The following is a 19,770-nucleotide window of genomic DNA, read 5'->3' on the forward strand; positions in this document are numbered from 1 at the left end:
TGAGCTGGGGAGAGCGGGGCAGGGGTGGGGTGTGAGAGTTAGGTTAGCCTAACCTTACTTCCATCACAAATGGAGGAGGGCCCCGGCTTCAGCCGGGGCCCTCCTCCATGAATTCCCTGCTCAGCGCAGGTGTTGGCTACAGCTCGGACGCCGGGTCCTCGCTCGGGGCCTGGCCCGCGTACGCCTCGGCGAGCAGCTGCTCCTCGCTCGCGCCGAGCCGCCAGTAGCCGGTGAAGCGCACCGCGCGCCGGTCGATGGAACGTTCCTGCACCAGATGGCGGCGTACCGCGCGGATCGTGCCCGCCTCGCCCGCGAGCCAGGCGTACGGGGCTTCGGCGTCGGGCAGTTCCGCCGCCCGCATCTCCTCCACCACGCGGCCCGCCCGCTCGGGGCCGGACGCGCCCTTCTCGCGCACGATCCAGGTGATGTCCGCGTCGGCGGGGGTGTGCAGGCCGAGCCGGTCGTCCGCGTGCGGGACCTCGAACCAGGCCTTGACCCTCGTCCCGGCCGGGAGCCGGCCCAGGATCGCGGCCGCGGCGGGCAGGGCCGTCTCGTCCGCGTACATCAGGAAGGCGTCGGTGGCGGCCGGGGGCTGGAAGCGCACGGACTTGTTCTCCGGGACGGCCGGCCCGATCGCCATGATCCGGCGGCCGGTGACCGCCCTGCCCGCCCAGCCGGAGGCCGGGGAGCCCGCCGCGGCAGCGGCTGATGTCCCTGTGCCGTGGAGGACGAAGTCGATGTCGACCTCGTCCACGCCCTCGTCCGTGCGCCGCTGCTCGCGCACGGTGTACGAGCGCATCACCGGGCGGTCCTCGTCCGGCATCCCGCGCCAGGCCCCGAACCAGGTGTCCTCGTCCGTGGACGGCAGTTCGGTGTGCTCGGCGTGCGCCGGCGGCAGGAAGAGCGAGAGGCTCTGGTCGTACCCGCCGGATCTGAAGTCCGCCAGGGACTCGCCGCCGAAGGTGACGCGCAGGAACGAGTGGCCGAGGCGGCGCGTGCGCAGCACTTCCATCGTGAAGAAGCGGAAGTGTGCCACGGCCTGTTCGGCCTCGGACGCGGTGGCGGTCATGCGCGAGTCCCCCCTGGGATTCGAATGGGCGCCGGCGGCGGGTGTGGTGCCGGGCGGTCAGTGCCGGAAGCCGGGCCGCGGGCGGTGGCCCGGGCCCGGCGTTTCAGGACCGGCGGAAGAGGGTCAGGAGACCTTCTTGGCGTTCTGGATGGTCTTGGCGAGGTCCTCGAGGATCTGCGCGCACTTCTCGTACGAGTAGATCGGCTCGGTCACGCGCGGGGCGACCTGGCCGGCCTTGACGGCGGGCAGCTCGTTCCAGGTCGGCTTGGCCTTCAGGGCCTCGGGCTGCAGGGCCTGGGTACGGTTGTCGAGCAGGACGACGTCGGCCTTGTACTTGCCGGCGTTCTCCCAGCTCAGGCTCTCGTAGAAGCCCTGCGGGTCCAGCTTGTCCTGCTCCGGGGCGACGAACTCGACGCCCAGGGACTCGAAGTACTTCAGGTCGGCCGAGGTCTTCGGGGTGGAGACGTAGAAGAGCTGGTCGGCGCCGGAGCCGACGAGCACCTTGATGCCCGGGTTGGCCTTGACGGCCTCGCGGACCTTGGCGGAGGCGGCGTCGAAGCGGGCCTTGGCGTCGGCGGCCTTCTTGGAGTTCAGGTCGGCGCCGAGGGACTTGGCGAGGTCCGCCGTGCGCTCCAGGGCCTTGTCCATGGAGGCCTTGTCGCCCACGCCGATCGCGGCGGCCGGGGCCAGCTTCAGGATCTTGTCCTTGGAGGCCTCGGGGACGTACCAGTACGTGCCGTCCCAGGTGTTGGTGGCGAGCAGCTCGGGCTTCAGGGCCGCGTACTTCTCGACGTTGAACTCGTCGTAGACGTTGCCGAGGATCTCGACCTTGGAGATGTCCATCGAGCCGGCCATCGGGTCCGGCTTGCCGTCGGCCAGCTTGGTCGGGCCGAACACGCCCTTGACCTGCACGCCGTAGTCGTACAGCGCGGCCGCGGTGCCGGTGTAGGCCACGATGTTCTTCGGCGTGGACTTCGCGCCGGCGGTCTTGTCGAGGTCGTCCTTGAAGCTCCACGCGCCCGAGGCGGCGGCCGTGCTGCCCTTGTCACCCTCAGCGTCCTTCGCCTTGTCGTTGCCGCCGCACGCGGTGAGTGCCGCGACGAGGCCGAGGGCGCCGCCGGCCGCGACGAGGCCGCGGCGGGAGAGGAACGTGGAGCTGGGCTTGGGCATGGCGAAGTCCGCTTTCGTACGTGCAGGGGCGGCCGGGGGACCCGAGGCCGTTCGGTGGGAAGGTTAGCCTAACCTTGGCCGAAAACGGTAAGGGGACCCTTATTTTCTCGGGTCCCCTCATCGCTCCCCGCACGCGGCGCGGGGGGTCCGTCAGCCGGCGAAGCCCAGTTCGCGGGCGATCAGCATGCGCTGGACCTCGCTCGTGCCCTCGCCGATCTCCAGGATCTTGGAGTCCCGCCACATACGGGCCACCGGGTACTCGTTCATGAAGCCGTAGCCGCCGTGGATCTGCGTGGCGTCCCGGGCGTTGTCGACGGCGACCGTCGAGGAGTACAGCTTCGCGATCGCCGCCTCCTTCTTGAACGGCTCCCCGTGCACCAGCCGGGAGGCCGCGTCGCGCCAGCCGATGCGGGCCATGTGGGCGCGGGTCTCCATGTCGGCCAGCTTGAACTGGATGGCCTGGTTGTCGCCGATCGGCTTGCCGAAGGCCTGCCGCTCCTTGGCGTACTTCACCGACTCGTCGACACAGCCCTGCGCGAGCCCCGTGGCCAGGGCCGCGATGGCGATGCGGCCCTCGTCGAGGATCCGCAGGAACTGGGCGTAGCCGCGGCCCTCCTGGCCCACCAGGTTGGCGAGCGGCACCCGTACGTCGTCGAAGGACAGCTCGCGGGTGTCGGAGGAGTTCCAGCCGACCTTGGAGTACGGCGCGGCCACCGTGAAGCCCGGGGTGCCGGACGGGACGATGATCGAGGAGATCTCGGGACGGCCGTCCGCCTTGCGGCCCGTCACGGCCGTGACGGTGACCAGGCCCGTGATGTCCGTACCGGAGTTGGTGATGAAGCACTTGGAGCCGTTGACGACCCACTCGTCGCCGTCGCGCACGGCGGTGGTGCGGGTGCCGCCCGCGTCGCTGCCCGCGCCGGGCTCGGTCAGGCCGAAGGCGCCGAGCACCTCGCCCGAGCACAGCTTCGGCAGCCACTCCCGCTTCTGCTCCTCGGAGCCGAACAGGTACAGGGGCATGGCGCCCAGGGAGACGCCCGCCTCGAGGGTGATCGCGACCGAGGAGTCGACGCGGGCCAGCTCCTCCAGGGCGATGCCGAGGGCGAGGTAGTCGCCGCCCATGCCGCCGTACTCCTCCGGGAAGGGCAGGCCGAACAGGCCCATGCGGCCCATCTCGCGGACGATCTCGTACGGGAACTCGTGCCGCTCGTACAGGTCGCCGATCTTCGGCGCGACGACGTCGTGCGCGAACGCCTCGACGGTGCGGCGGAGTTCCTCGTGCTCGGGGGTGAGCCGGTGGTCGAGGGACATGGTGTGACTACTCCTTGTGGGAGAGGGCGCGGACGGTGCGGGAGGGGCTGGGGCGCCCCAGCCGTTCGGCCATCCACACGCTCGTGGCGGTGAGGGCGGCCAGGTCGACCCCGGTCTCGATGCCGAGGCCGTCGAGCATCCACACCAGGTCCTCGGTGGCGAGGTTGCCCGTGGCGCTCTTCGCGTACGGGCAGCCGCCGAGGCCGCCGGCGGAGGCGTCGACCGTGGTCACGCCGTGCTGGAGCGCGGCGAGGGTGTTGGAGAGCGCCTGGCCGTAGGTGTCGTGGAAGTGCACGCCGATCCGGTCGGTCCCCACGCCCTCCTCGTTCAGCGCGGACAGCAGGACCTGTACGTGGCCGGGCGTGGCGACGCCGATGGTGTCGCCGAGGCTCAGCTCGTCACAGCCGAGGTCGAGCAGGGCCTTGGCGACGGAGACCACCTGGTGGACCGGGACCGGCCCCTCCCAGGGATCCCCGAAGCACATCGAGAGGTACCCGCGCACGTGCGCCCCCTCCGCCTTGGCGCGGGCCACGACGGGCTCGAACATGGCGAGGGACTCGGCGACGGTGCGGTTCAGGTTGCGGGCGGCGAAGGTCTCGGTGGCCGAGCCGAACACGGCGATGCGCGTGGCCCCCAGGGCGAGTGCCCGGTCCAGGCCCCGTTCGTTGGGGACCAGGACCGGGAGCCGCGCCCCGACGTCGGAGAGCAGGGGGAAGAGCTGCTCGGCGTCCGCCAGCTGGGGGACCCACTTGGGGTGGACGAAGCTGGTGGCCTCGATGGTGGTGAGGCCGGCCGCGGCGAGCCGGTGGACGAACTCGGCCTTCACTTCGGTCGGTACGGCCGTCTTCTCGTTCTGCAGCCCGTCGCGCGCGCCGACCTCGTGGATGCGCACGCGCGGCGGGAGCCCGGCGGGGGCCGGGACGGTCATGGGCAGCCCGTTCACGCGGCCTCCTCCTCTTCGTCGGGGGTGACCACGGCCAGGACCTGGTCCATGGCCACGGTGGTGCCCGGGGTGACGTCGAGTTCGGTGACGGTGCCGGCGTGCGGGGCGGAGATGACGTGCTCCATCTTCATCGCCTCGACGACCAGCAGGCTCTGCCCCGTCGTGACCTTGTCGCCGACGGCCACCTTGACGACGGTGACGGTGCCGGGCATGGGGGCGGCGAGGGTGTCGGCCCCCGCCCTGCCGCTGCCGCTGAGGGACGCCGTGACGGGGTCGTGGTGCTGGACGTGCCAGCTGTCCCCGTCGCGGCCGAGCCAGGTCCCCTCCGGGGAGGTGGCGTGGCTGAACCGGTGCGTGACGCCGTCCAGTTCGACGGTGACGGTGTCGGGGGTGAGGGCCACGACGCGGGCCCGCGCCGGTGCGGTGGTGCCCTGCCCCAGACCCCGCGCCTCAAACCCCGGCGCTGGATCTGCTGCGGCGCCGCCGTCGGCTGAGGGCAGCAGGACCTCCTGCTCCGTTCCCCGCTGCCGGGTGCGGACCTCCACCGGGTCCTGACCCGGGAGGCGCAGGTGGTGCACCGTCCAGGCGGGGGTGCCGCCCAGGCGCCAGCCGTTGCCGGAGTCGAACGGGTCGGCCCAGCCGGCGCCGTCCGGCCCCGCCCCGGCGGCCCCGGCCGGGCCCGCCGCCGCAGTGCGCGCCAGCAGCGCCGCCGCCGCGTACACCTCGGCCGGGACGCCCTCCGGGAGGAGGGACGGGAGGTCCCGCTCCACCAGGCCGGTGTCCATGTCGCCGGACACCACCTCCGGGTGCGCGAGCAGACGGCGCAGGAAGCCCGCATTGGTCTGGACGCCCAGGATCACCGTGTCGGCCAGGGCCCCCCGCAGTACCCGCAGGGCACTGGCCCGGTCGGGCCCGTACGCGATGACCTTCGACAGCATCGGGTCGTACGTGGAGCCCACCGGGACGCCCGCCGTCAGCCCGGAGTCGGTGCGCACCGACCCGCCCTGCGGCTCCGACAGCGCCAGCACCGTTCCGCCCGACGGCAGGAACCCGCGCGCCGGGTCCTCCGCGCAGACGCGGGCCTCGATCGCGTGCCCGGTCAGCCGGATCTCGTCCTGGGTGACGGGCAGGGCCTCGCCGGCGGCGACCCGCAGCTGCTGCTCCACCAGGTCCAGGCCCGTGACCAGCTCGGTCACCGGGTGCTCCACCTGGAGGCGGGTGTTCATCTCCATGAAGTAGTAAGAGGACGGGTCCCCGCCCGGGACGATGAACTCCACCGTGCCCGCGCCGACGTACCCGCAGGAGCGCGCCGCCTCCACGGCCGCCGCGCCCATCGCCGCGCGGGTCTTCTCGTCCAGCAGGACCGAGGGGGCCTCCTCGATGACCTTCTGGTGGCGCCGCTGGAGGGAGCACTCGCGCTCGCCCAGGTGCACCACGTTCCCGTGGGCGTCGGCCAGGACCTGGATCTCGATGTGCCGGGGCCGGTCGACCCACCGCTCCACGAGCAGGGTGTCGTCGCCGAAGGAGGACTTCGCCTCGCGGCGGGCGGCCGCGATCTCCTCGGCCAGCACCGCCTCGTCCCGCACCAGCCGCATGCCCTTGCCGCCGCCGCCCGCCGAGGGCTTCAGCAGCACCGGCATGCCGATCTCCGAGGCGGCCGCGGCCAGTTCGGCGTCGGTCAGGCCGCTGCCGGAGGAGCCGGGGACCACCGGGACGCCGGCCGCCCGGACCGTCTCCTTGGCCGTGATCTTGTCGCCCATCAGGGAGATGGCGGAGGCGGGCGGCCCGATGAAGGCCAGCCCGGCGTCCGCGCACGCCTGGGCGAAGGCCGCGTTCTCGGCGAGGAAGCCGTAGCCGGGGTGGACGGCCTCGGCTCCCGTGCGCTTCGCGGCGTCCAGGAGCCGGTCCACCGACAGGTAGCTCTCGGCGGCGGCCGCCGGGCCGATCCGGACGGCCGTGTCGGCCTCCCGTACGTGGCGGGCGTCGGCGTCGGCGTCGCTGAAGACGGCCACGGAGCGGATGCCGAGCTCCCGCAGGGTGCGGATGACCCGTACCGCGATCTCGCCGCGGTTGGCGACCAGAACAGTGCTGAACATCAGTGAGGTCCTCACGTCACACGTCACATACGGAAGATGCCGAAGCCCGAGTCGCCCAGCGGGGCGTTCGCGCACGCGGTCAGGGCCAGTCCCAGCACCTGCCGGGTCTCCATCGGGTCGATGACCCCGTCGTCCCACAGCCGCGCGGTGGCGTAGTAGGCGTTGCCCTGCTCCTCGTACTGCGCGCGGACCGGGGCCTTGAAGGCCTCCTCGTCCTCGGCCGGCCACTCCTGGCCCGCGCCCTCGATCTGGTCCCGCTTGACGGTCGCCAGCACCGAGGCGGCCTGCTCGCCGCCCATCACCGAGATCTTGGCGTTGGGCCACATCCACAGGAACCGCGGCGAGTACGCCCGGCCGCACATCGAGTAGTTGCCCGCGCCGTAGCTGCCGCCGACGACCACGGTCAGCTTCGGGACCCGGGCGCAGGCCACCGCCGTGACCATCTTCGCGCCGTGCTTGGCGATGCCGCCCGCCTCGTAGTCCCGGCCGACCATGAAGCCGGAGATGTTCTGGAGGAAGAGGAGCGGGATGCCGCGCTGGTCGCACAGCTCGATGAAGTGGGCGCCCTTCTGCGCGGACTCGGCGAACAGGATGCCGTTGTTCGCGATGATGCCGACGGGGTGGCCGTGGATCTTGGCGAAACCGGTGACCAGGGTCTGCCCGAACTCCGCCTTGAACTCCTGGAAGCGGGAGCCGTCCACGATCCGGGCGATGATCTCGCGGGCGTCGTAGGGGGTGCGGGAGTCGACGGGGACCGCGCCGTACAGGCCGTCCGGGTCCACCTTGGGCTCCTCGGGAGCCTCGACCGACCAGGGCAGGGCCCCGCGCGCGGGCAGGGTCGCCACGATGTTCCGTACGATCCGCAGCGCGTGCGCGTCGTCCTCCGCGAGGTGGTCGGTCACGCCGGAGACGCGGGAGTGGACCTCGCCGCCGCCGAGCTCCTCGGCCGTGACCACCTCACCCGTGGCGGCCTTCACCAGCGGCGGGCCGCCGAGGAAGATCGTGCCCTGGTTGCGGACGATGACGGCCTCGTCGCTCATCGCCGGCACGTACGCGCCGCCGGCCGTGCAGGAGCCGAGGACGGCGGCGATCTGCGGGATGCCGGCCCCGGACATGCGGGCCTGGTTGTAGAAGATCCGGCCGAAGTGCTCCCGGTCGGGGAAGACCTCGTCCTGCATGGGGAGGAAGGCGCCGCCGGAGTCGACCAGGTAGAGGCAGGGGAGACGGTTCTCCAGGGCCACCTCCTGGGCGCGCAGGTGCTTCTTCACGGTCATCGGGTAGTACGTGCCGCCCTTGACGGTGGCGTCGTTCGCGACGATCACGCACTCGCGCCCGCTGACCCGGCCGATGCCCGCGATCACCCCGGCGGCGGGGGCGGCGCCCCCGTACATGCCCTCGGCGGCCAGCGGGGCCAGCTCCAGGAAGGGCGAACCGGGGTCGAGGAGGGTGTCCACGCGGTCGCGGGGGAGCAGCTTCCCGCGCGCCGTGTGGCGGGCGCGGGCCTTCTCGCCGCCGCCGAGGCGAGCCGCGTCGAGCCGGGCGCGCAGGCCTTCGGCGAGTTCGCGGTGGGCGGCCTCATTGGTCCGCCAGGCCTCGGACGCCGGGTCCGCGGCGCTCGTCAGCACTGGTGCCTGCTGCATCGGTCGAGCTCCCTTGCTCGTGCACGCTTTGTTAATGACCGTTAACGCGTTCGGGTCTCAGGTTAACGAGCGCTAACCGCCCTGTCTAGAATGGATTTCCATGAGCACCAGAGCGGCCACCCCGACCCGTCGCGAGCAGATCCTCAGTGAGGCCGCTCGTCTTTTCGCGGAGCGCGGCTTCCACGGCGTCGGCGTGGACGAGATAGGGGCGGCGGTCGGCATCAGCGGCCCCGGCCTGTACCGGCACTTCGCCGGCAAGGACGCCATGCTGGCCGAGCTGCTCGTCGGGATCAGCGAGCGGCTGCTGACCGGCGGCCGGCGGCGCGTCGAGGAGGCGGCCGGGGACCCGGAGGCGATCCTCGCCTCCCTCGTCGAGGGCCACATCGACTTCGCCCTGGACGACCGGGCGCTGATCACCCTGCACGACCGCGAACTCGACCGGCTGCGCGAGGCCGACCGCAAGCTCGTGCGCCAGCTCCAGCGGCAGTACGTCGAGCTGTGGGTGGCGGTCGTACGGGAGCTGCACCCCGAGGTCGGCGAGGCGGAGGTACGGGTGGCCGTGCACGCCGTCTTCGGCCTGCTGAACTCCACCCCCCACCTGGGCGCGCCGGGCCGCGAGGCCACCGAGTCGCTGCTGCGCAGGCTGGCGAACGGGGCCTTCGGGGCGTTGTCGGGGTGAGGCGCGGCTTGAGCGGCACTTGGCGGAACGGACGCCTCCGGGTGGGCGGCGGCAGAATGGGCCGCATGCCGAAGCCGATAGAGACGCCCGTACCCAGCCGCGCCGAACTCGTCGACCACCTGGTCCGCACGCGGATCGCGGGGCAGGTGGCCACCCCGCGCGAGAACAACCTCTCCCACTACCGCAAGCTCGCCAACGGCGACCGGCACTACTGGCTCGGCCTGGAACTGGGCGACCGCTGGGCCGACGAGCAGGACGTACTGGCCGTGATGGCCGAGCGCGTCGGCGTGGTCGACGACCCGGCCCACCGGGCCGGCCAGGACACCATCGACCCGGAACTGACCGTCGCGGGCCTGGACCGGATGGCGGCCCGGCTGCACAAGGCCGCCCTGGACCGGCACAGCGTGCTGCTGGCCACCGGCCATCCCGGCGGCCTGCTCGACGTCCACCGCGCCACCGCCGACGCGCTGCGCGCCGCGGGCTGCGAGATCGTCCGGATCCCGGCCGGCCTGATCGCCGACGAGGGCTCGGTGTGGCAGTTCGCGGACGTGGCCGTGCTGGAGCGGGGCGCGACCCTGTGGCACACCCACTCCCCGGCCCCGATGGCCGCGATCCTGGACGGTCTCGCGGCGGAGGGCCGCCCGCAGCCGGACCTGGTCGTCGCCGACCACGGCTGGGCGGGCTGCGCGGCGCAGCGCGGGCTGGACGCGGTGGGGTACGCGGACTGCAACGACCCGGCGCTGTTCCTCGGCGAGGCGGAAGGCACCCTCCAGGTCGCCGTCCCGCTGGACGACCACGTCCGCGACCCGCGCTACTACGACCCGATGGTGGCGTACCTCCTCTCGGCGGCGGGCCTGTTGTAGCCCCGGCCCCCGGTCTCGGGCGGCGGGTGCCCGCGGGCGGGGGCGTTGTCAGTGGCCCCGCCTACGGTCGGCCGTGTGACCGACGCCGCGAACCCCCTGTCCGCACTGGACTCCGGTACCGCCGTTCCCGGGCTGCCGCCGGGCGGGCTGATCACCCGCGCGGTGCGCGGACGGCTGCGGCGGACGCGCCGGGAGCCGCTGCTGTGGCTCTCCGACGGGCCGGTGGACGCCCCGGCCGCCGCGTACCCCGCACCCGCCGGGCTGCGGGGCGTACTGCTGCACGACCGGCACGGGCCCGAGCGGTGGTGGGAGGACGAGGACTACGCGGAGCCGGCGCGCTGCTCGGACCCGGACGACCACGACGCCGAGACCGTGCTGCGGGAGTACTGGGACGCGGTCGTCCCCGACCCCGAGGAGGGGGAGGAGGGCGAGGAGCTCATCGCCCCCTTCGGCCGGTCCTGGCCCGGGACCGCCTGGCCCGGCACCCCGGCCGCCGAGCCCGCGGCGGCCGCCGCCGCGGTGGCGGGCGAACTGCTCGCGCAGGGGTGGCTGGGCGACGGCCCCAGGCTCGCACTGGTCCCCGCCGGACGCGGGGCGGACATACCGGCCGCGATCGGCTGGTGCGGCCCCGCCAACCACGAGAACGACACCGCCCGCATCAGTGCCGTCCTGCGCTCCTGGGAGGACCGCTTCGGCGCCCGCGTCCTCTCGCTCGGCTTCGCCACGCTCGACCTGTCGGTGGCGGCCCCGCCCCGGACGCTCGCCGAGGCCCTCCCGGTCGCCGCCGAGCACTTCGCGTTCTGCCCCGACAACGTCTGGCAGGGCTCCGGCACCGTCCGCGCGTACGCCGAGGAGGCGCTGGTGGGCCAGGCCCACTGGTCCTTCTGGTGGGACTGAGGACGGGACCGGTCAGCCGGCGTTGGGGCCGTTCCTGACCGGCCGCGTGTGGATCTTCGACAGGCAGGCCGGCAGGGCCGCGTCGGCCTCGTGGTCGCGGGCCCGGTACGCGCTCGGGCTCTCGCCCACCAGCTCCGTGAACCGCGCGCTGAAGGACCCCAGCGAGGTGCAGCCCACCGCGAAGCAGACCTCCGTCACCGACTGGTCGCCCCGCCGCAGCAGCGCCTTGGCCCGCTCGATCCGGCGCGTCATCAGGTAGCTGTACGGGGTCTCCCCGTACGCGGCGCGGAAGCTGCGCGAGAAGTGCCCCGCCGACATCAGGGCGACCTGCGCCAGCGCGGCGACGTCGAGCGGCTCCGCGTAGTTGCGGTCCATCAGGTCGCGGGCCCGGCGCAGCCGGGCGAGGTCCTCCAGGTTCACCCGTTCAGCCTTGCACAGCCCCGGGCGGTACCGAAGGTTCCGCGGGGGATGCGGGCGGCGGGGTGGGCGTCGGGTCCAGGTAGACCCGGCGGATCGCCGGCCACCGCTCCCGCAGCTGGTCCTCCGCGTCCTCGCAGGCCGCCTCCACCTGCCGGGCCGACGCCAGGTCGTGGAAGTCCACCTTCGCCGCGATCAGCACCTCGTCCGGCCCCTGCACCAGGGTGGTCAGCTCCAGCACCCCCTCGATGTGCAGGACCGACAGCAGCTCCTCGCGCACCTCCGCCCGCATCGGCGCGGGCAGCGGCCGCCCGATCAGGTACTGCGCGTTCGAGCGCCCCAGCTCCCACGCCACCGCCACCAGCAGCACCCCGATCAGCAGCGAGGCCACCCCGTCGTAGACGCCCGACCCCGTCAGCTGCGCCCCGAGCAGCCCGCCCGCCGCCAGCGCGAGGCCGGCCAGCGCGGCGGCGTTCTCCAGCAGGACCGCCTTCACGGCCGTGTCCGGGGTGTGCTTCACGTACAGCCCGAGCGGCGCCCGCATCCGCGCCGCCTCGCCCGTCACCTGCCGCCAGGCCACCAGCAGCGAGTACCCCTCCAGGACGAACGCGACGGCGAGGACGGCGTACGAGAACACCGGGTCGCCGGGCTCCTCCCCGTGCACCAGGGTGTGGACGCCGTCGTAGAAGGCGAAGACCGCGCCGCCCGCGAACGTGGCGATCGAGGCGAGCAGCGCCCAGATGTAGCGCTCGGGCCCGTACCCCAGCGGGTGCGCCTCGTCGGCGGGCCGGGCGCTGCGCTTCAGGGAGGCCAGCAGCAGCACCTCGGTGACCGTGTCGGCCACCGAGTGCGCGGCCTCGGACAGCATCGCGCTGGACCCGCTGACGATCCCGGCGACGGCCTTCGCGGCGGCGATGGCCAGGTTGGTGACCACGGCGACGACCACCGTGGTCACGCTCTCGGATCCCGCCCCCGCGCCCGAGGCTTCGGCATCGGCTTCGACCGGCATGGGGCGACGGTATGTCCGCTCAGCCGCGCGGGACGCGCACGACACCCTCTTGGATCACGGTGACCGCCAGGCGGCCGTCCTGGGTCCAGATGCGGGCCTGGCCCAGGCCCCGGCCGGCGGACGCCGAAGGGGACTCCTGGTCGTACAGGAGCCACTCGTCGGCGCGGAAGGGCCGGTGGAACCACATGGCGTGGTCGAGGGAGGCGCCGACCACGTCGCCGACCGCCCAGCCGCCCCGGCCGTGCGCGAGCAGCACCGAGTCCAGCAGGGTCATGTCGGACACGTAGGTGGCCAGGCAGATGTGGAGCAGCGGGTCGTCCGCGAGCTTGCCCCGGGTGCGGAACCAGACCTGGGAGCGCGGCTCCAGCGGTTCGCCGACCGACCCCCACGGCGGGGTGGTCGCGTACCGCAGGTCCACGGCGCCGCGCGCCTCGAGCAGCCGTTCGACGGTGCCGGGGTCTCGGAAGATCGAGCGGTACGCCGGCAGTGCCTCGGCGGCCGTCGGCAGGGTCTCGGGGTCCGGCGCGGCAGGCATCGCGGCCTGGTGCTCCATGCCCTCCTCGTACGTCTGGAAGGACGCGGAGAGGTGGAAGATCGGCTGGCCGTGCTGGACGGCGACCACGCGGCGGGTGGTGAAGGACCGCCCGTCGCGGATCCGGTCCACGGAGTACACGATCGGCGCGCCGGAGTCGCCGGTGCGCAGGAAGTACGAGTGGAGCGAGTGCGGCAGCCGGTCCGCGGGCACCGTGCGGCCGGCCGCGACCAGGGCCTGGGCCGCGACCTGGCCGCCGAACACGCGCGGCACCAGGGAGGTGCGGCTCGTGCCCCGGAAGATGTTCTCCTCGATCTGCTCCAGGTCGAGCAGATCGAGGAGGTCGGCCAGGGCCGCGTCTCTTGCGAACTCGGCCAAGTGGGTTACAGACCCATCGACTTGGCGATGATCGACTTCATGATCTCGCTGGTGCCGCCGTAGATGCGGTTGACGCGGTTGTCGGCGTACAGGCGGGCGATCGGGTACTCGTTCATGTAGCCGTAGCCGCCGTGCAGCTGGAGGCAGCGGTCGATGACGCGGTGCGCGACCTCGGTGCAGAAGAGCTTCGCGGAGGCGGCCTCGGCCGGGGTCAGCTCGCCGGCGTCCAGGGCCTCCAGGGCGCGGTCGGCGACGGCCTGGGCCGCGTCCACCTCGGCCTGGCAGGCGGCCAGCTCGAACTTGGTGTTCTGGAAGTGCGCGACCGGCTTGCCGAAGACGGTGCGGTCCGTGACGTACTGCTGGGCGAACCGGACGGCCGCGGCGGCCTGGGCGTACGCGCCGAAGGCGATGCCCCAGCGCTCGGAGGCGAGGTTGTGGCCGAGGTAGTAGAAGCCCTTGCCCTCCTCGCCGAGCAGGTCCTCGACCGGGACCTTGACGTCGACGAACGCCAGCTCGGCGGTGTCGGAGGTCTTCAGGCCCAGCTTGTCGAGCTTGCGGCCGATCGAGTAGCCCTCGGACTTGGTGTCCACGGCGAAGAGGGAGATGCCGAAGCGGCGGTCCTCGGCCGACGGGGCGGAGGTGCGGGCGCAGACGATCACGCGGTCGGCGTGCACGCCGCCGGTGATGAAGGTCTTGGAGCCGTTGAGGACGTAGTGGGTGCCGTCCTCGGAGAGCTTGGCGGTGGTCTTCATGCCCGCGACGTCGGAGCCGGTGCCCGGCTCGGTCATCGCCAGCGCCCACATCTCCTCACCGGAGACGAACTTCGGGAGGAAACGCTTCTTCTGCTCGTCGGTGGAGAGCATCTTGATGTAGGGCAGGGCGAGCAGCACGTGCACGCCGGAGCCGCCGAAGTTGACGCCCGCGCGGGAGGTCTCCTCGTAGAGGACGGCCTCGAACTTGTGGGTGTCCAGGCCCGCGCCGCCGAACTCCTCGGGCACGTTGATGCCGAAGATGCCCAGCTCGCCGAGCTTGTAGTAGAAGTCGCGCGGCGCCTGGCCGGCCTGGAACCACTCGTCGTAGACGGGGACGACCTCGGCCTCGATGAAGGCGCGGAGGGTCTCGCGGAACGCCTCGTGGTCCTCGTTGAACACCGTACGGCGCACGGCCGGCTCCCTTCGTCGCGGCGGTCCGCCGCCCATGTCTAAGCGCTTGCTCATAGCTAAGTTACCGGCGGGTTGTCGATCCTGTCCATAGCGGGTCGGTCACACCGGCCGCCGGTGGCGTCGGCCGGCCGGACAGGCGCAGCGCGAACCACAGCTCCATCCGGACGTCCGGGTCGTCGAGGTCCCGGTCCAGCAGCGCCGCGCAGCGGGCGACGCGCTGGCGGACCGTGTTGCGGTGCACGCCCAGGGCCGCCGCGCTGCGGTCCCAGCCGCCGTGGTGGGCCAGCCAGCCGCGCAGGGTGTCCCGCAGGGCGGGGGAGAGGGGCTCCAGCAGGGCCTCGGCGTGGGCCCGCGCCTCCGCCTCGCCGACCAGCCCCGCGAAGCCGGGGTCCGTGTGCCGGGACAGCGGGGTCCGCGCCGCCTCGGCGCGGGTGAGGGCGCGGCGGGCCTGCGCCGCGGCGGTGGCCAGGGCGCCGGGTGCGGCCGGGGCGCTGACCCCGAGCCGCCATCCGGGCTGCGGGCCGGGCTCGCGGTCGGTGAGCAGGCGTACGCCGTCCCCGCGCGGGTCCAGCAGTACGGTGCCCAGCGCGGCGGCGAGGGCCTGCGGGTCGCCGCCGCCCCGGGCGTGGACCGCGTACCAGGGCCCGGGGGCGAGGGCCCCGGCCGGATCCCCGTCCAGCAGCAGCCGGGTCAGGGCCGCCGCCTCGTCCCCCGCGGGGCGCTCCGCGGTGACCAGGGTCAGCAGGACGGCGGCGATGGAGGCGATGGTGTGATCGCCGGGGGTCCGCCCCGGGGTGGCCAGGGCCAGCACGCGCCCGCCGCCCACGGCGTACGCGGCCAGGCTCACGGCACCGAGCGCGTCCGTGGCGGTGGCCGCGGCCCCCGGGGCCACGCGGCGGGCCAGGGCGGCCACGGCGTCGAGCACGCCCGCGCCGGGAGCCGCCCCCGCGGCCGCGACGGCGCCCCGGGCGGCGCCGGCGGCTCCGGCCGTCCCGGCCGCTCCGGCGGCATCGGCACCCGGGTCGAGCAGCGCGGCCCACCCGCCCAGGCTCGCCGCCAGCCGGGACAGCACCGCCGGGACCGGATCCGGGCGGGCCGCGGCCGCCGCCAGGGCCTGCTGCGCCTCCGCGACCCGGCGCAGTTCCCGCGTACGCGCCTCCGCCATCAGCCGCCCGACGCTGCGGGCGACCGCCGTGAACGGGGTCCCGGGCGGGACCTCGACGAGCGGGAGGCCGTACCGCTCGCACGCCTCGGCCAGACCGGGCGGGACCACCTCGTGCACCGGGGTCACCCCGAAGCCGAGCGCGGCGGCCCCGGCGCGGGCGAGCCTGCCGACGTAGGCGGAGGCCCCGGCCTCCGTCAGCGCGGCCCCGGCCGTCAGCAGGAGCTCGCCGCCCAGCAGGTACGGGGACGGGTCCGCCATCTCGGAGGCGTGCACCCCGTGCACCTCCGCGACCGCCGGTCCCGCGAGGTGCCGCAGCCCGAGCCCCCGCTCACCGAGCAGCCCCGCGAGCCCCACGGGCGGCGTCATCGGCTCCCCGGCGGGCGCCGCCGCCGGCCCGTTGCCGGGGTTCGGGGGGACCGGGACGTCGGCCATGGATACTCCGTACATTTCGGTGCTGCCAGATGGATGAAACGTACCCTCCCCACCCCCGCGCGGCACGCTTACGCTCGAAGGACCGCACCAGCAGGACCACCAGAAGGGCACCCCCCATGAGCACGCAGCCGCGCGGCCCCGTCGACTCCTCCCGCATCCCGCGCTACGCGGGCCCGGCGACCTTCGCCCGCCTGCCGCGACTCGACGAGGTCGGCTCCGCCGACGTCGCCGTGGTCGGCGTGCCCTTCGACTCCGGCGTCTCCTACCGCCCCGGCGCCCGCTTCGGCGGCAACGCCATCCGCGAGGCCTCCCGCCTGCTGCGCCCGTACAACCCGGCCCAGGACGCCTCCCCGTTCGCCCTCGCGCAGGTCGCGGACGCCGGTGACATCGCCGTGAACCCCTTCAACATCAACGAGGCCGTCGAGACGGTCGAGGCCGCCGCCGACGAGCTCCTCTCCTCCGGCTCCCGCCTGATGACCCTCGGCGGCGACCACACCATCGCGCTCCCCCTGCTGCGTTCGGTCGCGAAGAAGCACGGCCCCGTCGCCCTGCTCCACTTCGACGCCCACCTCGACACCTGGGACACCTACTTCGGCGCCGAGTACACCCACGGCACCCCGTTCCGCCGCGCCGTCGAAGAGGGCATCCTCGACACCGAGGCGCTCTCCCACGTCGGCACCCGCGGCCCGCTGTACGGCAAGCAGGACCTCGACGACGACGCCAAGATGGGCTTCGGCATCGTCACCTCCGCCGACGTCTACCGCCGCGGCGCCGACGAGGTCGCCGACCAGCTGCGCCAGCGCATCGGCGACCGCCCGCTGTACATCTCCATCGACATCGACGTGCTCGACCCGGCCCACGCGCCCGGCACCGGCACGCCGGAGGCGGGCGGCATGACCTCCCGCGAGCTGCTGGAGATCATCCGCGGCCTGTCGTCCTGCAACCTGGTTTCGGCCGACGTCGTCGAGGTCGCCCCGGCGTACGATCACGCGGAGATCACCTCGGTCGCGGCCTCGCACACCGCGTACGAGCTGACCACGATCATGAGCCGTCAGATCGCCGCCTCCCGCCAGGGCTGACCCCCGGCACGGCGGCGAAGACGGAGCGGCAGCCGAGCACGAAGGGCACCACACACCCGTGACGCACGACCACGACCTGGTACTCCGTCCCACCGAGGCCCAGACGGCGGCCGCCCTGGCGCCGCCGCCGGGCCGCACGGGCGGGGACCTGGTCGTGGAGACGCTGCGCGGCCTCGGCGCGACCACCGTCTTCGGCCTGCCGGGCCAGCACGCGCTGGGCCTCTTCGACGCGGTCGGCCGCTCCGACCTGCGCCTGGTCACCCTGCGCACGGAGAACAACGCGGGCTTCGCCGCCGACGCGTACGGGCGCCTCACGGGCGAGGCGGTGCCGCTGCTGCTCTCCACCGGGCCCGGGGCACTGATGTCCCTGCCCGCCCTCGCGGAGGCGGCGGCCGCCTCCGCCCCGGTCCTCGCGATCTCCTCCCAGGTCCCCACGGCGGGCCTGGGCGGGGGCCGCCGGGGCCACCTGCACGAGCTGCGGGACCAGTCCGCGTCCTTCCGCGACGTGGTGAAGTCCGTCCACACCGCCCGCACCCCCTCCCAGATCCCCTCCGTGGTCGCCGAGGCCTGGGAGTCGGCGATCACCGCCCCGCACGGCCCGGTCTGGGTGGAGATCCCCGAGGACGTGCTGCGCGCCGAGACGCTGATCCCGCAGGTCACCGGCATGGACGCGACCCCGCACGAGCTGGCCCCGCGGCCGGAGCTCACCGCGCTGGCCGCGCACTGGCTCTCCGAGGCCTCCCGCCCCGTGATCATCGCGGGCGGCGGGGTGGTCCGCGCCGACGCCGCCGGCAAGCTGCGGCAGCTCGCGGAGCGCCTGAACGCCCCCGTGGTCACCACCTTCGGCGGCAAGGGCGCCTTCCCCTGGACCCACCCGCTGTCCCTGCGGTCCTGGCTGGAGGACCGCCACACGACGGACTTCCTGGAGGACGCGGACGTCCTGCTGGTGGTCGGCTCCGGGCTCGGCGAGCTGTCCTCGAACTACCACACGTTCTTCCCCACGGGCCGGGTCGTCCAGATCGAGGCGGACCTCGGCAAGCTGGAGTCCAACCACCCGGCCCTCGGCATCCACGCCGACGCCCGCCTCGCCCTCCAGGCGCTCCTGGAGACGGTCGAACCCCGCGAGGACGACGGGGCCCCCGAGCGGGTCCGCGCGCTCCTCGCCGCGGTCGAGGACCGCCTCGCCCCGCAGGACGTCACCCTCGAACGGGAACTCCTGGCCTCCATCAGGCAGGCCCTCCCGCCGCGCTCCCCGTCCTTCTGGGACATGACGATCCTGTCCTACTGGGCCTGGTCCGCGTTCGACCCGAAGCACCCGAACACCATGCACTCGGCGCAGGGCGCGGGCGGCCTCGGCTACGCCTTCCCGGCGGCCCTGGGCGCGGCGGTCGCCGAGCCCGGCACCCCGGTCCTCGCGGTCTCCGGCGACGGCGGGGCGATGTACTCCCTCTCGGAGCTGGCCACCGCGAAGGAACACGGCCTGGACGTCACCTGGCTGATCGTGGACGACGGGGGCTACGGCATCCTGCGCGAGTACATGACGGCCTCCTTCGGCGGCCGCACGACGGCCACGGAACTGGCCCGTCCCGACTTCACCGCCCTGGCGGCCTCCTTCGGCGTCCCGGCGGCCGCCACCACCCCGGACACCCTCCGCGAGGACCTGGCCCGTGCCCTCAAGACCCCGGGCCCCTCGGTCCTGGTCCTGCCCGCGACCCTCAAGATGTTCGCCCCGACGCACGTATAGGGGGTGTCCTGGCCGTCAGTCGGCCTTCAGCCGGGCGCTGGTCCATTCCAGGGCCGGGGGGATCTCGCGGTTCCAGGTGTTGAAGTTGTGGCCGCCGCGGTCGAGGGTGATCGACGAGACGTGGGCCGGGTCCTTCACGGCCTTGACGAACTGCTGGGTCGGCCGGAGGTTGCCCTCGCCCTGGAGCGAGGTGGTGACCAGGAACGACGCGTTCGGCTGGGGCCGGTTGGCCAGGTGCCACAGCAGGTCGGACCGTTTCTCCTCGTCCTTGTTCCCGTGGAAGAGGTCGCCGGAGTCCGCGTCGACCTCCGGCTTGTAGTCCGCCGAGAGACCGACCCCGGCCGCGTACGTCTCCGGGTGCTGGAGGGTCATCTTCAGGGCGCAGTAGCCGCCCGTCGAGTCGCCGATGATCGCCCAGTTCCGGGCGGCGGTGCCCACCCGGTAGTGGCTCGCGACGGTCCTGGGGACGTCCGTGCCGAAGAAGGTCTCGCTCCGCGGGCCGCCGCCCGGGACGTCGACGCACTGGCTGTTGGTCGGGCCGACCACCGGCCGCATCATCACCAGGATCATCGGCTGGGCCTTCTTCTGCCTGGCCTGCGTCCAGGCCGTCTTCGGGTACCGCAGCCCCTTCAACAGGTTCTCCGCCGTGCCCGGGTAGCCCGTCAGGACCACGGCCGCCGGGAACCTGCGCTGCTCGGAGCCCTTCTGGAAGTACTCCGGCGGCAGGTACACGTACGCCTGGGCCGCCACCCCCGACCGCTGCCCGTGCAGGGTCACCTTCTCGATCACCCCGCCCGTGCGGGGGTCGCGCCCGCCCGGCACGTCCGGCGCCTGCCGCCCCAGCACCTGCACGGCCGCCCCGCCGGCCACGGCCTCCTGGCGCGGCGCTCCGGCGGCCAGGTCCTCCCACGAGCCGTAGATCAGGAAGCTGCGGTTCGCCGTGAGCGCGACGGAGGCCAACAGGAACACCTGGACCAGGAGCAGCAGCCCGAAGCGCCCCAGGACCGGTCCCCGGCCCCCTCCCCCCAGCCGCGGCCACAGCCACACCGTCGCCGCGAACGCCAGCACCGTGCACAGCACGGCGCTCGCCAGGAGCGTGCCACTCGTCAGTCCCATGAACCGGCGAACCCTTCCAAGAAGCCCAGAGCACCGCCAACCGGTGCGCACCCGGCTAGAGCGCCCG

At 73.6% G+C, this 19,770-nt stretch carries 17 protein-coding genes; 5 read left to right on the forward strand and 12 right to left on the reverse strand.

The genetic code is table 11. The features are described 5' to 3' along the window. Window positions 1-136 precede the first annotated feature (136 nt). The 6 genes from ACZ7IF_RS30235 to ACZ7IF_RS30260 all read right to left on the reverse strand — a co-directional run bounded on the left by ACZ7IF_RS30235 (window position 137) and on the right by ACZ7IF_RS30260 (window position 8,229). The gene (locus tag ACZ7IF_RS30235; RefSeq protein ID WP_470977816.1) at window positions 137-1,069 is read right to left on the reverse strand and encodes a siderophore-interacting protein; all 933 of its coding nucleotides are present in this window, start codon (window positions 1,067-1,069) and stop codon (window positions 137-139) included. Between the two features lie 123 nt (window positions 1,070-1,192). Continuing rightward, window positions 1,193-2,239, reverse strand: coding sequence for an ABC transporter substrate-binding protein (locus ACZ7IF_RS30240; RefSeq protein WP_470977819.1), 1,047 nt, complete (start codon window positions 2,237-2,239; stop codon window positions 1,193-1,195). 150 nt (window positions 2,240-2,389) lie between these two features. Beyond that, on the reverse strand, window positions 2,390-3,550 hold the full coding sequence (locus ACZ7IF_RS30245; RefSeq protein WP_470977821.1) for an acyl-CoA dehydrogenase family protein: 1,161 nt from the start codon (window positions 3,548-3,550) through the stop codon (window positions 2,390-2,392). A 7-nt stretch (window positions 3,551-3,557) separates the two neighbouring features. After that, complete coding sequence (locus ACZ7IF_RS30250; RefSeq protein WP_470977902.1) at window positions 3,558-4,478, reverse strand: hydroxymethylglutaryl-CoA lyase; 921 nt, start codon at window positions 4,476-4,478, stop codon at window positions 3,558-3,560. 11 nt (window positions 4,479-4,489) lie between these two features. Next, on the reverse strand, window positions 4,490-6,589 hold the full coding sequence (locus ACZ7IF_RS30255) for an acetyl/propionyl/methylcrotonyl-CoA carboxylase subunit alpha (protein ID WP_470977822.1): 2,100 nt from the start codon (window positions 6,587-6,589) through the stop codon (window positions 4,490-4,492). 23 nt (window positions 6,590-6,612) lie between these two features. Further along, window positions 6,613-8,229, reverse strand: coding sequence for a carboxyl transferase domain-containing protein (locus ACZ7IF_RS30260; RefSeq protein ID WP_470977824.1), 1,617 nt, complete (start codon window positions 8,227-8,229; stop codon window positions 6,613-6,615). A 100-nt stretch (window positions 8,230-8,329) separates the two neighbouring features. Here ACZ7IF_RS30260 and ACZ7IF_RS30265 point away from each other — a divergent pair, with 100 nt between their 5' ends. The 3 genes from ACZ7IF_RS30265 to ACZ7IF_RS30275 all read left to right on the forward strand — a co-directional run bounded on the left by ACZ7IF_RS30265 (window position 8,330) and on the right by ACZ7IF_RS30275 (window position 10,668). Continuing rightward, window positions 8,330-8,908, forward strand: coding sequence for an SACE_7040 family transcriptional regulator (locus ACZ7IF_RS30265; protein WP_470977826.1), 579 nt, complete (start codon window positions 8,330-8,332; stop codon window positions 8,906-8,908). 56 nt (window positions 8,909-8,964) lie between these two features. Continuing rightward, window positions 8,965-9,771, forward strand: a complete 807-nt coding sequence (locus ACZ7IF_RS30270; protein ID WP_470977828.1) for a phosphatase — start codon at window positions 8,965-8,967, stop codon at window positions 9,769-9,771. Between the two features lie 75 nt (window positions 9,772-9,846). Continuing rightward, a complete protein-coding gene (locus ACZ7IF_RS30275) occupies window positions 9,847-10,668 on the forward strand; it encodes a DUF4253 domain-containing protein (protein WP_470977831.1) in 822 nt (273 codons plus the stop codon). 12 nt (window positions 10,669-10,680) lie between these two features. Here the strand turns inward: ACZ7IF_RS30275 and ACZ7IF_RS30280 are convergent, their stop codons facing one another. The 5 genes from ACZ7IF_RS30280 to ACZ7IF_RS30300 form a co-directional block, all read right to left on the reverse strand. Further along, window positions 10,681-11,088: a helix-turn-helix domain-containing protein gene (locus tag ACZ7IF_RS30280; RefSeq protein WP_470977832.1), complete on the reverse strand. Its 408-nt coding sequence runs from the start codon at window positions 11,086-11,088 to the stop codon at window positions 10,681-10,683. 4 nt (window positions 11,089-11,092) lie between these two features. Then, the gene (locus ACZ7IF_RS30285; RefSeq protein WP_470977834.1) at window positions 11,093-12,094 is read right to left on the reverse strand and encodes a cation diffusion facilitator family transporter; all 1,002 of its coding nucleotides are present in this window, start codon (window positions 12,092-12,094) and stop codon (window positions 11,093-11,095) included. Window positions 12,095-12,113: 19 nt separating this feature from the next. Next, complete coding sequence (gene tesB / locus ACZ7IF_RS30290) at window positions 12,114-13,004, reverse strand: acyl-CoA thioesterase II (protein WP_470977836.1); 891 nt, start codon at window positions 13,002-13,004, stop codon at window positions 12,114-12,116. Window positions 13,005-13,009: 5 nt separating this feature from the next. After that, on the reverse strand, window positions 13,010-14,167 hold the full coding sequence (locus ACZ7IF_RS30295; RefSeq protein ID WP_470977838.1) for an acyl-CoA dehydrogenase family protein: 1,158 nt from the start codon (window positions 14,165-14,167) through the stop codon (window positions 13,010-13,012). 61 nt (window positions 14,168-14,228) lie between these two features. Beyond that, window positions 14,229-15,764: a PucR family transcriptional regulator gene (locus tag ACZ7IF_RS30300; RefSeq protein ID WP_470977840.1), complete on the reverse strand. Its 1,536-nt coding sequence runs from the start codon at window positions 15,762-15,764 to the stop codon at window positions 14,229-14,231. Window positions 15,765-15,880: 116 nt separating this feature from the next. On the opposite strand from ACZ7IF_RS30300, the gene speB reads away from it, so the two are divergent. Beyond that, window positions 15,881-16,843, forward strand: coding sequence for an agmatinase (gene speB / locus ACZ7IF_RS30305; RefSeq protein WP_125595322.1), 963 nt, complete (start codon window positions 15,881-15,883; stop codon window positions 16,841-16,843). A gap of 58 nt (window positions 16,844-16,901) precedes the next feature. Continuing rightward, window positions 16,902-18,587 (forward strand): thiamine pyrophosphate-binding protein, encoded by a 1,686-nt coding sequence (locus tag ACZ7IF_RS30310; RefSeq protein WP_470977843.1) that lies wholly within the window; start codon window positions 16,902-16,904, stop codon window positions 18,585-18,587. Between the two features lie 15 nt (window positions 18,588-18,602). Here ACZ7IF_RS30310 and ACZ7IF_RS30315 read toward each other — a convergent pair whose 3' ends face one another. Then, window positions 18,603-19,703, reverse strand: coding sequence for an alpha/beta hydrolase (locus ACZ7IF_RS30315; RefSeq protein ID WP_470977845.1), 1,101 nt, complete (start codon window positions 19,701-19,703; stop codon window positions 18,603-18,605). Between the last annotated feature and the right edge of the window lie 67 nt (window positions 19,704-19,770).

The organism is Streptomyces sp. NPDC037421 (genome assembly GCF_055602105.1).

Coding starts and splice junctions, on each gene's coding strand:
- ACZ7IF_RS30235 (WP_470977816.1), bottom strand. CDS start 1,069: ATGACCGCCACCGCGTCCGAGGCCGAACAGGCCGTGGCACACTTCCGC.
- ACZ7IF_RS30240 (WP_470977819.1), bottom strand. CDS start 2,239: ATGCCCAAGCCCAGCTCCACGTTCCTCTCCCGCCGCGGCCTCGTCGCG.
- ACZ7IF_RS30245 (WP_470977821.1), bottom strand. CDS start 3,550: ATGTCCCTCGACCACCGGCTCACCCCCGAGCACGAGGAACTCCGCCGC.
- ACZ7IF_RS30250 (WP_470977902.1), bottom strand. CDS start 4,478: ATGACCGTCCCGGCCCCCGCCGGGCTCCCGCCGCGCGTGCGCATCCAC.
- ACZ7IF_RS30255 (WP_470977822.1), bottom strand. CDS start 6,589: ATGTTCAGCACTGTTCTGGTCGCCAACCGCGGCGAGATCGCGGTACGG.
- ACZ7IF_RS30260 (WP_470977824.1), bottom strand. CDS start 8,229: ATGCAGCAGGCACCAGTGCTGACGAGCGCCGCGGACCCGGCGTCCGAG.
- ACZ7IF_RS30265 (WP_470977826.1), top strand. CDS start 8,330: ATGAGCACCAGAGCGGCCACCCCGACCCGTCGCGAGCAGATCCTCAGT.
- ACZ7IF_RS30270 (WP_470977828.1), top strand. CDS start 8,965: ATGGGCCGCATGCCGAAGCCGATAGAGACGCCCGTACCCAGCCGCGCC.
- ACZ7IF_RS30285 (WP_470977834.1), bottom strand. CDS start 12,094: ATGCCGGTCGAAGCCGATGCCGAAGCCTCGGGCGCGGGGGCGGGATCC.
- ACZ7IF_RS30300 (WP_470977840.1), bottom strand. CDS start 15,764: ATGGCCGACGTCCCGGTCCCCCCGAACCCCGGCAACGGGCCGGCGGCG.
- speB (WP_125595322.1), top strand. CDS start 15,881: ATGAGCACGCAGCCGCGCGGCCCCGTCGACTCCTCCCGCATCCCGCGC.
- ACZ7IF_RS30315 (WP_470977845.1), bottom strand. CDS start 19,703: ATGGGACTGACGAGTGGCACGCTCCTGGCGAGCGCCGTGCTGTGCACG.